The sequence below is a fragment of the Kutzneria buriramensis genome (genome assembly GCF_003387475.1).
GTDB classification, from domain to species: domain Bacteria; phylum Actinomycetota; class Actinomycetes; order Mycobacteriales; family Pseudonocardiaceae; genus Kutzneria; species Kutzneria buriramensis.
Window position 1 is genome coordinate 324,291 of sequence record NZ_QUNO01000002.1, and the last position, 14,001, is coordinate 338,291.

Annotated in this window: 15 protein-coding genes; 8 read left to right on the forward strand and 7 right to left on the reverse strand. The window is 72.0% G+C overall.

Translation table 11 applies throughout. The features are described from left to right. Positions 1-56: 56 nt before the first annotated feature. Positions 57-935 (reverse strand): LLM class flavin-dependent oxidoreductase, encoded by an 879-nt coding sequence (locus BCF44_RS06150; protein WP_116173132.1) that lies wholly within the window; start codon positions 933-935, stop codon positions 57-59. 48 nt (positions 936-983) lie between these two features. On the opposite strand from BCF44_RS06150, the gene BCF44_RS06155 reads away from it, so the two are divergent. Further along, complete coding sequence (locus tag BCF44_RS06155; RefSeq protein WP_116173133.1) at positions 984-1,370, forward strand: winged helix-turn-helix transcriptional regulator; 387 nt, start codon at positions 984-986, stop codon at positions 1,368-1,370. Here the strand turns inward: BCF44_RS06155 and BCF44_RS06160 are convergent. Further along, positions 1,348-2,820 carry an FAD-dependent oxidoreductase gene (locus BCF44_RS06160; protein ID WP_116173134.1) on the reverse strand — a complete coding sequence of 491 codons (1,473 nt, stop codon included), beginning with the start codon at positions 2,818-2,820 and terminating at the stop codon, positions 1,348-1,350. The genes BCF44_RS06155 and BCF44_RS06160 overlap by 23 nt on opposite strands. Positions 2,821-2,865: 45 nt before the next feature. After that, a complete protein-coding gene (locus BCF44_RS06165) occupies positions 2,866-3,522 on the reverse strand; it encodes a TetR/AcrR family transcriptional regulator (protein ID WP_116173135.1) in 657 nt (218 codons plus the stop codon). A 73-nt stretch (positions 3,523-3,595) separates the two neighbouring features. Between BCF44_RS06165 and BCF44_RS06170 the strand changes: the two genes are divergently transcribed. The 5 genes from BCF44_RS06170 to BCF44_RS06185 are packed head-to-tail and all read left to right on the forward strand — an operon-like array spanning position 3,596 to position 7,208. Beyond that, positions 3,596-4,699: an FAD-dependent oxidoreductase gene (locus tag BCF44_RS06170; RefSeq protein ID WP_116173136.1), complete on the forward strand. Its 1,104-nt coding sequence runs from the start codon at positions 3,596-3,598 to the stop codon at positions 4,697-4,699. A gap of 4 nt (positions 4,700-4,703) precedes the next feature. Further along, positions 4,704-5,645, forward strand: a complete 942-nt coding sequence (gene ligD, locus BCF44_RS06175) for a non-homologous end-joining DNA ligase (protein WP_342775568.1) — start codon at positions 4,704-4,706, stop codon at positions 5,643-5,645. A 29-nt stretch (positions 5,646-5,674) separates the two neighbouring features. Continuing rightward, on the forward strand, positions 5,675-6,226 hold the full coding sequence (locus BCF44_RS06180; RefSeq protein WP_170217362.1) for a nucleotidyltransferase family protein: 552 nt from the start codon (positions 5,675-5,677) through the stop codon (positions 6,224-6,226). After that, the gene (locus tag BCF44_RS55335; RefSeq protein WP_170217363.1) at positions 6,223-6,471 is read left to right on the forward strand and encodes a BON domain-containing protein; all 249 of its coding nucleotides are present in this window, start codon (positions 6,223-6,225) and stop codon (positions 6,469-6,471) included. The genes BCF44_RS06180 and BCF44_RS55335 overlap by 4 nt, the downstream gene beginning before the upstream one ends. Next, positions 6,468-7,208, forward strand: a complete 741-nt coding sequence (locus BCF44_RS06185; protein ID WP_116173137.1) for a metallophosphoesterase family protein — start codon at positions 6,468-6,470, stop codon at positions 7,206-7,208. Before BCF44_RS55335 ends, BCF44_RS06185 begins: the two co-directional genes overlap by 4 nt. Here BCF44_RS06185 and BCF44_RS06190 read toward each other — a convergent pair. Beyond that, positions 7,196-8,119 carry a threonine ammonia-lyase gene (locus BCF44_RS06190; RefSeq protein ID WP_116173138.1) on the reverse strand — a complete coding sequence of 308 codons (924 nt, stop codon included), beginning with the start codon at positions 8,117-8,119 and terminating at the stop codon, positions 7,196-7,198. The two genes, BCF44_RS06185 and BCF44_RS06190, sit on opposite strands and share 13 nt — an antisense overlap. A 70-nt stretch (positions 8,120-8,189) precedes the next feature. Here BCF44_RS06190 and BCF44_RS06195 point away from each other — a divergent pair, with 70 nt between their 5' ends. Beyond that, complete coding sequence (locus tag BCF44_RS06195) at positions 8,190-9,068, forward strand: LysR family transcriptional regulator (protein ID WP_116173139.1); 879 nt, start codon at positions 8,190-8,192, stop codon at positions 9,066-9,068. Here the strand turns inward: BCF44_RS06195 and BCF44_RS06200 are convergent. The 3 genes from BCF44_RS06200 to BCF44_RS06210 all read right to left on the reverse strand — a co-directional run bounded on the left by BCF44_RS06200 (position 9,065) and on the right by BCF44_RS06210 (position 13,307). Next, complete coding sequence (locus BCF44_RS06200) at positions 9,065-9,589, reverse strand: pyridoxamine 5'-phosphate oxidase family protein (protein ID WP_170217364.1); 525 nt, start codon at positions 9,587-9,589, stop codon at positions 9,065-9,067. The two genes, BCF44_RS06195 and BCF44_RS06200, sit on opposite strands and share 4 nt — an antisense overlap. After that, on the reverse strand, positions 9,582-10,220 hold the full coding sequence (locus tag BCF44_RS06205) for a class I SAM-dependent methyltransferase (protein WP_116173140.1): 639 nt from the start codon (positions 10,218-10,220) through the stop codon (positions 9,582-9,584). Before BCF44_RS06205 ends, BCF44_RS06200 begins: the two co-directional genes overlap by 8 nt. Before the next feature lie 129 nt (positions 10,221-10,349). Continuing rightward, on the reverse strand, positions 10,350-13,307 hold the full coding sequence (locus BCF44_RS06210; protein WP_116173141.1) for an AfsR/SARP family transcriptional regulator: 2,958 nt from the start codon (positions 13,305-13,307) through the stop codon (positions 10,350-10,352). A gap of 270 nt (positions 13,308-13,577) precedes the next feature. On the opposite strand from BCF44_RS06210, the gene BCF44_RS06215 reads away from it, so the two are divergent. Continuing rightward, entirely contained in the window at positions 13,578-13,979 is a 402-nt protein-coding gene (locus BCF44_RS06215; RefSeq protein WP_116173142.1) for a serine/threonine protein kinase, read from the forward strand. The last annotated feature ends 22 nt before the right edge of the window (positions 13,980-14,001 follow it).

Genomic DNA, 14,001 nt, shown 5'->3' on the forward strand with positions numbered 1-14,001 from the left:
ACCCCCGTGGTTGGATGGAAACGGGGGCTGCATTTTTCGGGGCTGCCGAGTCCGACCTACCGAGCCCGGGCGGCTTCCGTCAGTTTGGCGGCCTCGGCGAGCAGTTCGGCCTGGCGGAACCAGTCGCCCGCGGCGATGGTGATCACGACGCGGTCCGCCTCGAACGCCGCCAAACGCTCTCCGACCTCGGCCGGTCCGCCATGCACCAGCGCCTCCTCCGCGAACGAGGCGGGGAAGCCGAACATGCCGTCGGGGTCCACCAACGAACGGATGATCGACGCCCGCGAGGGGAGCGCCGGATCACCCTCGACGGCCACGACGGCGTTGGTCGTCAAAGGCTTGGCCACCCGCTGGCGGAGGGCGGGGATGTCGGAGGGGCCGCCGATCGGGAACCAGCCGTCGAAAGCGGCGGCCCGCCGGACGGCGGCGTCGGACATGCCGCCGACGATGATCGGCGGCACGGTCGCCGCAGGGCTCAGCTGCACGGTGCCGGAACCGAGATCAACAGGCGAGCCGGCGATCAGCGACGGCAACACGCCCAGCGCCTCGTCAACGAGCCGACCCCGGTCGCGAGGGCTGACGCCGGCGGCGGCCCACGACCGGTCGTGCCGGTCGCCGCCGACACCGACGCCGAGCAGCAGCCGGTCGCCGGAGATGTGTTGCAGCGAAGCGACCTGCTTGGCGACCCAGACGACGGACCGCAGCGGCAGCACGAGCACGCCGACGCCGAGCAGGACCCGCGAGGTCGCGCCGGCGGCCGCGGCGAGGGACGTGAGGCTGTCCAGCACGGGCACGCCGGTCCCGGCGATGAGCTGGTCGACCACCCACACGGACTCGAACCCGAGGTCCTCGGCGTGCCGCGCGGCAGCGACGACGTCGCCGGGGGCGCGGTCACGGGTGGACATGGTGGGCAGCACGACCCCGGTACTCGACATGCGACGATCATCGGACGGCCCGGCCGGCGAGGGGAAGAAGGCACTTTCATGTCAGTCAGGCACACGAATGTGTGTGACACCGCCTCCTGCGAGATCCGCGACCTGCTCGACCGCCTGTCCGAGAAGTGGTCGCTGCTGGTGGTCGAGCTGCTCGGCGAGGGCCGCAGCCGGTTCGGCGAGCTCCACCGCGACATCCCCGAGATCAGCCAGCGCATGCTCACGCTGACCCTGCGCACCCTCGAACGGGACGGCATGGTCGAGCGCACGGTGCACCCGGTCGTGCCGCCCCGCGTCGACTACGACCTGACCCCGCTGGGCCGCAGCCTGCTCACCATGATCGAACCGATGGTGGCCTGGACCCGGGAGCACCGCGCGGAGATCGAGAAGGCGCGGGACGACTACGACGCGAAGGCTACCGAGCCAGCACCGAAGTGAGCACGTCGAGCAGAGCCTGCGCCGGATCGCTCGGCGCGTCGACGATGCGCCACGCGACGACGCCGTCGGGTCGGACCAGGCTCGCCCCGGACGGGCCGATCCCGTACCGCGCAAGGAACTCGTCGCTGTCGATCACGTGCGTCGGCAGACCGGTGTCGGTCCAGCACAGGCCGTCCTTGCCGGTCAGCAGCACGAACCCGTCGCCGAAGAGGTCCACAATGGACTTTCCGTCCAGCTCGACGTGCGGCGCGCGGAAACCGGGACGGCCGCTCGGCCGGTACGGGTCCTCGGCGTCGAGCGGATCGTCGTCCTCGGCGACCACCGCCCACGACCGGTACCGGAATCCCAGAGTGAGCTCCACCGCCCGCTGCGCCTCCGACACCTCCTCGGTGACCCCGCGATTCGCCGCCAACCGCAGCGCCTCGGCGACGACGCGCTCGGCGATCGGCCGCCGCTCGGCGTCGTAGCTGTCCAACAACCCGGGCCCGGCGGTGGAATCCAGCACCGCGGCCAGCTTCCACGCCAGGTCGTACGCGTCGCCGATCGCCGTGTTGCCGCCGAATCCGCCGCTCGGCGGCGTGACCTTCGCGGCGTCGCCGGCGAGCAGCACCCGCCCGACCCGGAGCCGGTCGGCGACCTCGGCGGCCATCTCCCACGGCATCACCGCCACGATCCGCGGCGCGAGCGACGGCCGTTCGGTGATCAGCCGGATCAGCTCGACGCACTGATCGTCGTCGAGCTTCTCGGCGTTGACGCTGAACAGGTGCCGGTCGCCGTCGATGGTGATGAACACGCCGTTGGCGTCCGGGTTGTGCAGCACGTGCAGGGTCGGCGGCGCCGGCTCGACCACGTCGCTGAGGTCGGCGTCGAAGACGATGCTGACGTTCTGGCCGAGTTTGCCGGCGCCGTGCCGCTCGATGCCGAGCGCCTCGCGCACGCCGCTGCGGGCGCCGTCGGCGGCGACCAGGTAGTCGGCCCGGACCTCGCTACGACCGTCCGGCCCGGAGATCACCGCGGTCACGCCGTCGTTGTCCTGGCTGAAGGACACGAGTTCGGTGTCGAACCGTAGCGTCGCACCGAATTCCTCGGCTCGCCGGCGCAGCAGCGGCTCCATCTCGTCCTGACCGGCCGTGCCGGGCAGGGCCGGCGACAGCGCCCCGAGCCCGGTGTCGGTCTCGGAGATCACCTCGTGGAACGTCGGTCCGGGCAGGGTCGCGGCGACCCGGACCCGAAACTCGCCGTGTTCGGTGGTCGGCACGTCCCCGGCCACCCCGGCGAAGCCCAGCAGCTCCATGGTGCGCTGGTTCTGGCCCACCGCCCGCGGGAACGGCGAGGTCCCGCTCCGCCGCTCGACCAGCAGCACGTCGACGCCGCGACGAGCCAGGAACATCGCGCTGCCCAGGCCGGCCAGGCCCGCCCCCACGATCAACACCGACGCGCGCTCGCTCATGACTTCCCCCATGGCAAGCAACTTAGCTTCTAAGATATCAACCAGTCAAGGGATTAGCGCGTCGATGCCGGCCAGGATGAGGTCGATGCCGGCGAGGAACTGCTCCCGGTCGTCGTGCTCGGGCAGCCCGGCGGCGATCTGCCGCACGAACGGGTACTCCTCGGCGTCGAGCCGCGCCCACTGGTCGGCCAGGCCGCCGAGGAACGCCGTCCGGTCCGTCCCGGCCGTGACGAGGCGGGCGTTCGCCGCGTTCTGCCCGGCGACGCCGAGGATGTAGTTGACCAGCGCGGACGCGCAGTTGAACTGCGCCCGCTCGGGGACGCCGAGCCTCCGGAGCGGACCGCCGACGGCCTCGAAGATCCGCAGCATCGCCAGCTGCCACGGCTCGCGGGACAGCTGGGCGCCCACCCAGGGGTGCGCGTCGATCGCGTCGAACATGCCCAGCGCGATGGCGCGGATCGCGTCGTGCGGCTCGGCGTCGCCGACGGTCATGACCCGGGCGATGACGTCGTTGGTGGTGGCCGCGAGCAGCTCGTTCTTGTTGGCGACGTGCCAGTAGATCGCCCCGCTGCCCGTGGCCAGCCGCGCGGTGAGCGCGCGGAAGGTCAGCGCGCTCTCGCCCTCGGTGTCGAGGATCTCGATCGCGGCCTCGACGATCCGCTCCTTCGAGAGCGCGTCCGCGCGCTGTGACCTGGTCGCCATGACTCCATCTTGACATGGACTGGAACGTTGTTCCAACATGGACTGGAACAACGTTCCAGAAGGGAGTCCTTTCATGACGACATCGGTCACGATCATCGGCGCGGGCCTGGGCGGCCTCGTCCTCGCGCGGGTGCTCCACGTCAACGGCATACAGTCGACGATCTACGAGGCGGAGCCCTCGGCGATGGCCCGCACCCAGGGCGGCCAGCTCGACATCCACGAGGAGGACGGCCAGATCGCGCTCGCGGCGGCCGGCCTCACCGCCGAGTTCCGCGCGATCATCCACGAGGGCGGCGCGGCCTCCCGCGTCCTCGACCGGCACGGCACCGTGCTGCACGAGGACGCAGACGACGGTGGCCGCCCCGAGGTGCTTCGCGGCGACCTGCGGCGGATCCTCATCGAGTCGCTGCCCGACGGCACCATCCAGTGGGGCAAGAAGCTCGTGTCGATCGGCGACCGGCACGAGCTGACCTTCGCCGACGGAACCACCGTGCAAACCGACCTCCTCGTCGGCGCGGACGGCGCGTGGTCGAAGGTTCGGCCGCTGCTGTCCGACGCGAAGCCCGAGTACGTCGGCACCTCGTACGTCGAGACCTACCTGTACGACGTCGACGAGAAGCACCCGGCGACGGCCGCGGCGGTCGGCGGCGGCGGGATGTTCGCGCTGGCCCCGGGGCAGGGGATCACCGCACATCGCGAGGCCGGCGACGTCCTGCACGCGTACATCCAGCTGACCCGCCCGGTCGACTGGTTCGCCGACATCGACGCCGAGCGGGTGGCGGCCGAGTTCGAGGGCTGGGCCCCGGAGCTCACAGCACTGATCACCGACGGCGAGACCCCGCCGGTCGTGCGCCAGCTGCACACCCTCCCGACCGGTCACCGCTGGGACCGGGTGCCCGGTGTGACGCTCGTCGGCGACGCCGCGCACCTCGCGCCGCCGGCCGGCGAGGGCGCGAACCTGGCGATGTTCGACGGCGCCCAGCTCGGACTGGCGATCGCCGCGCACCCCGGCGACATCGAGGCGGCGCTCACCGCCTACGAGCAGGAGATGTTCCCGCGCAGCGAGGTGTCGGCGGCGGACGCGTACGTGATCCTCGACCTCTGCGTGGGCGACCGGGCGCCGCACGGACTCGTCGACTTCTTCACCGGCGCGGCTACTCCATCCGGGCTACGGTGATGGCGTGGCGCGACGGTCGGCGGTGCCGGACCCGGTGGAGCCGATGCTGGCCGGCTCCGACGGCGGCACGCTGCCGAACGCGGCCGGCTGGTCGTACGAGTTCAAGTGGGACGGCTACCGCGCGATCATGCGGGTCGCCGAGGACGGCACTACCCGGCTGAACAGCCGGAACCTCAACGATTTAAACGCCCGCTATGCGGAACTGACCGAGCCGGGCCTGGGCGTCGAGGCGATCCTCGACGGCGAGGTCGTCGCGCTGGACGCGCGGGGCGTGCCCGACTTCAGCCTGCTCCAGAACCGGGCCGTGAAGGTCCAGTACTTCGCCTTCGACGTGCTGCGACTCGGCGGCCGCGACCTGATGGACGAGCCGTACCGCGCGCGCCGGGAGCTGCTCGCCGAGCTGACCCCGGCCAGCCCGCGGATCTCCGTCACGCCGTACTACGACCACGCCGACATCGACCCCGGGGTCCTGCTCCAGATCGCCGCCGACTCCGGCCTGGAAGGGCTGGTCGCCAAGGCCACGAACTCCCGGTACCACCCCGGCCGGCGCAGCCCGGAGTGGCTCAAGCACCCGTTCGTGCACACGCGGGAGGTGGTGCTCGGCGGCTGGCGCCCAGGTCAGGGGCGTCGCGACGGCACCATCGGCGCGCTGCTGCTCGGCGCGTACGACTCGGACGGGCTCCGCTACATCGGCGATGTCGGCACGGGGTTCACCGACCAGGCGCTGCGTGACCTGCAACGCCAGTTGGAACCGTTGGAGCAGCGGCAATCCCCGTTCGCGAACGCGGTGCCGCGCGACCGGGCCCGGCACGTGCACTGGCTGCGGCCCGAGCTCGTCGGCGACGTCGAATACCGCAAGTTCACGGTGGATCGCGTGCTGCGGCACTCGTCCTGGCGCGGACTGCGCCCGGACCGCCGGCCCGACGAGGTCCGCTGCCCGGATTAGCCGTTGTGTCAACGGGTATCCGGTGTCCTGTGGAGCAGACGGAGCTGCTGCGCTCGCTGGCCAAGGTCGCGAACACGCTGATCGCCGCCGACGTGCCGTTCGCGCTGACCGGCGGGTGCGCCGTGTACGCGAGGGGCGGGCCGCCGACCACGCACGACGTGGACGTGCTGGTCCGCGAGGAGGACGTGCCGCGGGCGGTCAGCGCGCTCGTGGCGTACGGGATGCGCGCCGCGGACACGCCGCTGACCTGGCTGGCCAAGGTGTACGACGGCGACCGGCTGATCGACCTGCTGCACCATCCGAATCAGCAGCCGGTCACCGACACGGTCCTCAAGCGCGCGGAGTGGATGCGGGTGGGGCCGGCGGAGATGCCGGTCGCCACCGCGACGGATCTGTTGGTGGACAAGCTTTTGGTGTTCGGGCCGCACCGGTGCGACTTCACCGAGGTGCTGCCGATCGCCCGCGCGCTGCGCGAGCAGGTCGACTGGCAGGAGGTCCGGGACCGCACCGCCGAATCCCCGTACGCGGAGGCGTTCCTGTTGCTGCTCAGGCGATTGGACATCGAGGAGGTAGTGCCGTGAATGTGCCGCAGTACGACGTGGCCGAGCTGCGCCGGGCCCTGGCCGAGGATCCGCGCACCGCGGAACTGGGTGTGCAGGTGCGGATCCGGGGCGATCAGCTGTTCCTCACCGGCGACGTGGCCTGTCCGGAGCGGCGGGCGGCGATCGCGGAGGTTGCCGCCGAGCATTCGGACGGTCTGGCCCTGCACAACGAGGTCCGGGTCGTGCGGCACGATCCGCCGACCGGTCAGGAGGACCTGCGATGATCCGGATCGGCGCCGTCGGCGACGTGCACCTGGGCGTCGACATGCGGGGCACGGTCCGGCCGTCCTACGCCGACATCGCCGAGCACGCCGACCTGCTGCTGCTCGCCGGCGACCTGACCCGGCTCGGCACCGTCGCCGAGGGCGAGGTGGTGGCCGACGAGTTCGCCGGCCTGGACGTGCCGGTGATCGCGGTGCTCGGCAACCACGACCACCAGTCCGACGCCGAGGACAAGATCACCGGGCTGCTGACCGACCGGGGCATCACCGTGCTCGAGGGCAGCGCGACCGTGCTGGACGTGGACGGAGTGCGGGTCGGCGTGGCCGGTGGCAAGGGTTTCGGCGGCGGCTTCGCCGGCAAGTGCGGGCACGCCTTCGGCGAGCGGGAGATGAAGGCCTTCATCCACCACACCGAGGAGGTCGCCGAGCGGCTGCGGACCGCCTTGCAGGGCCTCACCGCCGACATCCGGATCGCGCTGACGCACTACTCGCCGTCGGCGGAGACCCTGCGCGGCGAGCCGCCGGAGATCTTCCCGTTCCTCGGCTCGTACCAGCTGGCCGAGGCGATCGACGCCAGCGACGTCGACCTCGCCGTGCACGGACACGCCCACTACGGCACGGAATCCGGCACCACCGCCGGCGGCGTCCGGGTCCGCAACGTCGCGCAGCCGATCATCCAGGCCGCGTACCGCGTCTACACGCTGGAGCCGGCGGCGGTCGAACCGGCCTATCCCCGGTAGACGGTGTCGCGGATCTCCGCCTCGCTGGCGTTCGCGCCGGTGCAGACGAGCGCGACCTTCTTGTCCCGGAAGCGATCCGGCTCGGCGAGGTAGGCGGCGAGCGGCGCGGCGCCGGCACTCTCGGCCAGCGTCTGCGCGTCCCGCAGCATGACCCACTGCGCGTGGCGGATGGCCGCGTCGTCGACGAGGACGAAGTCCGTCAGGTGGCGGCGCAGGATGTGCTGCGGCAGCTCGAATCCGCTGCCGGTGGCCAGGCCCTCGGCGACGGTCTTGTTAGGACGGTCGACGATTTCCTCGGCACGCCAGGAGTCGTGCGCGGCCGGCGACTGAGCGGACTGCACGGCGATGATCTCGCACGTCGGCGCCACGGCCGCGGCCACCAGGCAGGCGGCGGCGGCCCCGCTGCCGCTGCCCGCCGGCACGATCACCGTGTCGATGTCGGGCTGCTGCTGGAAAAGCTCCAGGTAGGCGGTGGCGACACCGGCGATGATGTCCGGCTCGTCGGCGGCGCTGACCAGCCGCAAGCCGCGTTCCTTCGCGAGGTCGACGGCGTGCTGGCGGGCCTCGTCGAAGTTGGCGCCCGCCTCGACGAGTTCCGCGCCGAGGCTGCGCACGGCGTTCGCCTTGGTGGGGTTGGGATTGACCGGCATGACGATCACGCACGGCACGTCGAAGATCGCGGCGGCGTAGGCCAGCGACTGGGCGTGGTTGCCGGTCGAGTAGCCGACGATGCCCTGTGCTTTCAGGCCGGCGAGCAGATTGAGCCCGCCGCGCACCTTGAACGCGCCGGTCGGCTGCACGTTCTCGTGCTTGATGAACACGCCCAGTGCCGACCGTAGCGGTGTCGGCGCCAGGTAGCGGCGCAGGGTGTTGTTGGCGCGCAGCACATCGGGAAAGGTCGGGATCCGCATGCGGCCAACACTGGCATTGCGCGATCCATAGAACCAGTGCCGATTTTCGTCCGAAGTATAGTGTTCGTCTATGGATCTGACCCGCCTGCGCGTGCTGGTGGCCGTCGCCGACGAGGGCTCGGTGACCGCCGCGGCCGAGGCGCTGCACTACGCGCAGCCGTCCGTCAGCCACCACCTCGCCAAGCTCGAAGCCGAGACCGGTGTGACGCTGGTGCAGCGGGTCGGCCGGGGGATTCGGCTGACCTCCGCCGGTCAGCTGCTGGCCGAGCGGGGACGGGAGATCCTGGGCCAGGTCGAGGCCGCGCGGCTGGAAGTGGCCGCCCACGCGGGATTGCGCACCGGACGCGTGCGGCTGGCCGCGTTCCCGTCCGCGCTGGCGACGCTCGTGCCGGCGGCTGCCGCCCGACTCGCGGCCGACCACCCCGGCGTCGAGCTCGCCCTGACCGAGGCCGAGCCGCCGCAGGCCATGACCGCCCTGCGGCACGGCGAGGTCGACCTCGCGCTGGTGTTCGACCACGGGGACTCGGCCGCCCCTCGCAACGTCGAGCTGCGGCCGGTGCTGCGGGAGCCGTTGTACCTGGTCACGCGGCGTGCCGACCGGGGCGGGCGCGAGCTCGCCGACCACGCCTCGCGGCCGTGGATCGCCGGTTGTTCGCGCTGCCGGGAGCACCTGCTGGCCGCCTGCGAACGTGCCGGCTTCACGCCGCGAATCGAGTTCGAGACCGACGACTACGTCGCCGTGCAGGCCCTCGTCGCCGCCGGCCTCGGCGTCAGCACCCTGCCGGGGCTCGCGTTGGTCGCCAACAAGCACCCCGAGCTGCGGATCGTCCGCCTCCCCGACGAGCGGCGGGTGTCGATCGCCACCTACGGGCGGCCGCCGTTCGCCGCCCCCACGCAGGCGCTTCTCGACATCTTGTCGGCCAGCGCCGCGCCGCGCTGGCCCCGTTAGAAGTCCCAGGCGGTGGCGCCGTAGGGCTCGGCGCAGGCGACGCCGTACGCCTTGTGCAGCGTGAGCCGGTACAGGTGCCAGGGCGCGGGGCCGGCGCTCGGGGCCATGAACGACGCGTTGAAGCCGCCGTCCTCCACCCGTGCCGGCCAGCCGCCGCTGCGGTAGACCGCCGCGATCCGCTCCAGGGTCTCCGCGTCGGTGACCTGGTGGGCGTCGCCCTCCAGCGTCAGGTCGATGCCACGCAGCCGTACCGACACGCTGCACGCCGGGTTCTGGGCGAGGTTGCGGGACCGTCGCGTGCCCGGGCCGCCGACGAAGTACAGGGCGTCGTCCGCCCAGATCGCGCCGACGCCCGCCGTGTGCGGCCGCCCGTCCGGGCGAACCGTCGCCACGAAGAATGTCAGGTCCTCGCCGGGGGTGTCCGCGGCCAGAATGTCGCGCGGGCGACTCCACGGCAGCTCCTCGCTGCCGTCCCGGCTGAGGTTGCGGGTCGCGATCGGCTCTTTCACGGTGTCAGTCATACCCGTGCGTCGAACCAGCCGCCGCCGATTCGACAAGGGTGTACCGCCAGAACAGCCGCCGCCGGACCCGGGCGCTCGACGCGGCCGCTCGGATGTCGGCGAGGGTCTCCTGGGGCTCGGCGGTCGGCGCCGTCATGTGCGGCGGCGGGGCGTCGGCGCGGGTGGGGTGCTTGATCAGGCCCATCACCGGGTTGGCGATGATCGCCGGCAGATCGGTCAGCAGCCGTCTCTCGCGGTGACAGCCGACGATCACCAGCCGGCCGCCGGGGTTCAGGCATTCGCGCAGCTCCCGGAGGGTTTGCGTCAGCGGCATGTGGTGCAGGACCGCCACCAGCGTGATCGCGTCCCACCGCCGCTCCGGGTCCCGCCCCGCGAAGTCCGTGTTGATGATCGTGACGTGGGGGTCGCCGGCGAACCGCTCGGCGGCGATCTCGGCCGTCGCCGGATCCGGTTCGAGCCCGGTGACGGTGGCTGTGCGCCGGAGCCGGTCGATCAGGTTGCCGGTGCCGCAGCCCACGTCGAGGATGTCGCGCGCCCCGGCGACCTGGCGAGCCACCCAGGGCCCGTAGTGGTCGTTGTGGCTCCACGGATGCCGCTGGTTGAACCGATTGAGCCGCCCAAGCACCGTCACCTTTCCCCCAACCCCCGCGAATCGCGCTCAGCACCAGACCGAATGCAGGTTTGGTGCAGATCCGAGACCCGAGGCTCGTTTCTGCCTGAAACCTACATTCGGTGTGTCTGTGAGCGCGACTCGCGGGGGTCAGCGCGAGGCGCGGATTTCGGCGGCTTCGGCGTGGAAGCCGGCGGTGTCCAGGAGGGCTTCGGCCTGCCGCCGGCAGAGGTCGGCGTCGTCGGGTTTGCCGGCGTCGGCCAGGACCTGCCCGAGTTGCCGCAACGCGCGGCCGTGCTCCTGGGGCAGCCCGAGGCCCTCGGTGGTCGCGACGGCGCGTTCGGCCAGGGCCAGCGCGGACTCGGGGGAGTTGGTCAGCTGGGCGACCCAGCTGAGCAGCCGCCACGCCCACGCCTTGCCCGCCACGTCGTCGTGCTCGTCGAAGAACACCAGTGCCTGCTGCACCTCCGTGTGGGCGGTGTCCTTGGCGCCCATCCGCAGGTACGTCTCGGCCAGCGTCAACCGCAGGTTCGCCACCAGGTCGGGGTCGCCGAGCCGGTGCGCGTCGGTGAGGCTGGCGTGGATGTGCTCGACGGCCCCGCTCAGTTCGCCCCGCGCCTGCAGCACCCGCCCGAGCTCCAGCGCGGCCGACAGCGCCCCCATGCGATCGCCCAGGTCGGCGGCGGTTTCGCGGGCCCGCCGCAGGTACGCCTCGGCCGACGCGAACCGGCCGGCCCGCCGCTCGATCGCGCCCAGCGAGCACAGCACGTCGACCTGGCCGTGCCGGTTGCCGGCCGCCTCGAACCGCCGCATCGCCGTCTCGTGAGCGGTTTTCGCGTCCGCCTGCCGGCCGAGCCACTCGTGCATCCACCCGATGCCGTGCCACGCGTAGCCCGCGCCGTCGGCGTCCTCCAGGTACTCGAAGACGTCCTTGGAACGGGTGAAGTCCTGCTGGGCGTCGGCGAAGGAGTGCAGCCGGCTGTGCAGCAGCCCCCGCTGCTGCACGAGGATCGCCTCGGCCGGCGTCGCGCCGACCGCGACGTCCAGACCGAGCCGGTTGACCTGCCGCCAGTCGTCGAACCGGCCGCGCAGGTCGCAGAACGCGGCGGTGGCGATGGCCAGCCGCGTCGTCTGCTCGGCAAGTCCCAGCGCGGCGGCCTGCTCGAGCACGGCCCGCAGCGACAGCCACTCGGCGTCGAACCAGCCGGTGGGGTCGCCCAGCAGCCGGTCGGCGAGCACCCCGCCGTCGCCGCGACCCAGCCGCGGACCCCGCTGCGCCAGCCGGTGATCCGCGGCTTCGGCCAGCGCGAGCCACTGATCCACCAGCGCCGTCAGCGGCGCGTCGTCGACGCCGCCGAGGTCGCGGCCGAACACCCGCAGCAGGTCGTGCAGCCGGTACCGGGTCTGCCCGAGCGCGTCCCAGCCGACGGTGTCCACCAGCCGCGCGTCGACCAGCGCCTCCACGTGGTCCTCGGCGGTGTCGGGGTCGACGCCGAGCAGCGGCGCCGCCGTCCACGCCGGGAAGTCGGCGACGTCGAGCCGCGCCAGCAGCCGGAACGCCCGCTGCTGCGGCTCCGACAGCTCCTGGTAGCTCAGCGTCAGGCTGGCCCGGACGTCCAGGTCCCCGAACCGCAGCTCGTCGAGCCGCCGGCGCTCGTCGGACAGCCGCGCCACCAGCTGTGACAGCCGCCAGTGCGGCCGCGCGACCAGCCGCGCGGCGGCCACTCGCAGCGCCAGCGGCAGCCGTCCGCAATACGCCGCGAGCTGCTCGGCCGCCTCCGGCTCGGCCGCCACCCGGGCCTCGCCCAACGCGTCGGTGAGTACCCCCACGGCGTCGTCGGTGGACAGCACCTCCAACGGCATGACCTGCGCCAATTCCAGGCCCGCCAGGACGGATCGGCTCGTCACGAGCGCCGCGGACGTCGTCGTGCCCGGCAGCAGTGGCCGCACCTGGGCCTCGCCGGCGGCGTTGTCCAGCACGACCAGGATCCGCCGGTCCGCCAGCCGATCCCGGTACAGCGCGATCCGCTGGTCCAGCGCCGCCGGGATCGCGCTGCCGGGCGTGCCGAGGCCGCGCAGCAGCCGGTCCAGCGCCTCCGACGGCTCCACCGGACGCCCCTGCGCCCGCAGGTCCAGGTACAGCTGGCCATCCGGATATCCGCTGCGCACCAGGTGCGCCACGTGCACGGCGAGGCTCGTCTTCCCGACGCCGCCAGGGCCGGTGATCATCCACACTCGACGCGGGTCACGCTCGGCGCGCAGGCTGTGCGTCAGTCGGACGACCTCCTCCGTCCGCCCGGCCAGGTTCGCGACGGCCGGCGGCAGGTCGCAGCGCGGCGCCCACGCCGACTCGGTCCGCTGCGGCACGCCGACCGGCTCGGTCGAGCCGCCCAGCACGGCCTGGTGCAGCGCCCGCAGCTCGGCGTTCGGGTCGACGCCCAGTTCCTCGGCGAGCACCTCACGGCAGCGGCGGTAGGCGTCCAGAGCCTGCGCCTGCTGCCCGCTGCGGTGCAGGGCGAGGATCAGCTGCGCCCAGAACCGTTCCCGCAACGGTTGCAGGAGCACCAGCTCGCGAAGTTCGTCGACGATCGTGTCGTGCCGGCCGAGCTTCAGCTCGACCTCGTTACGCCGCTCCACCGCGTCCCACCGGCGCTCGTCCAGCCGCAGCGACTCGGTGGGATGGCCGGTGAACGCCGGGCCGCGCCACAGCGCCAGCGCCTCGGTGAGCAGCCGCGACTCCTCGGCCGCGTCCTCCCGCCGCTCGGCCTGCCGCGCCTGCGCCCGCAACCGCTCGAACCGGTTCAGGTCCAGCGCGTCCGTTTCGATCCGAACGGAGTAGCCGCCGGGCACAGTCTGCACCAACGTGCTGTCGCCCAACGCATTGCGCAGCCGCATGACGTGCGTCTGGAGGGTCGCTCGCGCGCCTTCGGGCGGCCCTTCGCCCCACAGCCGGTCGATGAGGTCGTCGGCGGAGACGGGTTCGTTGGCACGCAACAGCAACACTGCCAGCAGCGTCTGCTGTTTGGCTGAGCGCAACTGCACCGTTCGGCCGTCGGCGCGCACCGTCAAGGGTCCGAGCACGCCGAACTCCCAGCCGCTGTTGGACATGACCCCCGCTGCACGAGATGAGAAGGACGATTCGGATATCGCGACTGTACCTCGACATGTCAGGAAAAAGTCAGCGCTCCGTGCGACGCCCCGTGACCTGCGGTTTCGCTGTCCGAGACGGCGAAGTCACGCCTGCGTGACCGTGACCGGGTCACGGTGAGGTGGGTCACTCGAAGCGCTCCACCCTGACGCCGTCCGCCAGTGCCGAGTCAGGTTCGAGTCAGCGCCGGCCGCGAAGGTTCTCCCCGAGCACCACATGAGGGGACTGGAATGAAGAAGCTGATCGCCGCGGCGGGCGTCGCCGCCGCTCTGGGTTCGATGGTCGCGCTGGCCTCGCCCGCGAACGCCGCCACCAACCCGTACACGGCCAAGGACGCCTGCGGCTCCGGCTACCACGAGCTGGACCACCACAGCATCTCCGGCGCGGTCATCTACCTGATGTACGACGGCTCCAACAACTGCGTGGCGACGATCAAGACCGCCAACATCGGCCGCAAGACCCACACCCAGGCGATTCTCGAGGTGAAGACCAACCCGCAGGGGTTCTACACCGACGACGACAACTACGCCTACTACGCGGCGATCGCGGAGCCGGGCGCGGGCCACTGCATCAAGTGGGGCGGCATGACCGACGACATCTGGGAGAGCCCGGTCTGGGACCACTGCGGCTGACGCCCGTCGGGGGAGTAGAGAG

Excerpts from the sequence above, each read along its gene's own strand:
- BCF44_RS06150 (WP_116173132.1), bottom strand. The coding sequence starts at position 935 with ATGTCGAGTACCGGGGTCGTGCTGCCCACCATGTCCACCCGTGACCGC.
- BCF44_RS06155 (WP_116173133.1), top strand. The coding sequence starts at position 984 with ATGTCAGTCAGGCACACGAATGTGTGTGACACCGCCTCCTGCGAGATC.
- BCF44_RS06160 (WP_116173134.1), bottom strand. The coding sequence starts at position 2,820 with ATGAGCGAGCGCGCGTCGGTGTTGATCGTGGGGGCGGGCCTGGCCGGC.
- BCF44_RS06165 (WP_116173135.1), bottom strand. The coding sequence starts at position 3,522 with ATGGCGACCAGGTCACAGCGCGCGGACGCGCTCTCGAAGGAGCGGATC.
- BCF44_RS06170 (WP_116173136.1), top strand. The coding sequence starts at position 3,596 with ATGACGACATCGGTCACGATCATCGGCGCGGGCCTGGGCGGCCTCGTC.
- BCF44_RS06185 (WP_116173137.1), top strand. The coding sequence starts at position 6,468 with ATGATCCGGATCGGCGCCGTCGGCGACGTGCACCTGGGCGTCGACATG.
- BCF44_RS06190 (WP_116173138.1), bottom strand. The coding sequence starts at position 8,119 with ATGCGGATCCCGACCTTTCCCGATGTGCTGCGCGCCAACAACACCCTG.
- BCF44_RS06195 (WP_116173139.1), top strand. The coding sequence starts at position 8,190 with ATGGATCTGACCCGCCTGCGCGTGCTGGTGGCCGTCGCCGACGAGGGC.
- BCF44_RS06200 (WP_170217364.1), bottom strand. The coding sequence starts at position 9,589 with ATGACTGACACCGTGAAAGAGCCGATCGCGACCCGCAACCTCAGCCGG.
- BCF44_RS06210 (WP_116173141.1), bottom strand. The coding sequence starts at position 13,307 with ATGTCCAACAGCGGCTGGGAGTTCGGCGTGCTCGGACCCTTGACGGTG.
- BCF44_RS06215 (WP_116173142.1), top strand. The coding sequence starts at position 13,578 with ATGAAGAAGCTGATCGCCGCGGCGGGCGTCGCCGCCGCTCTGGGTTCG.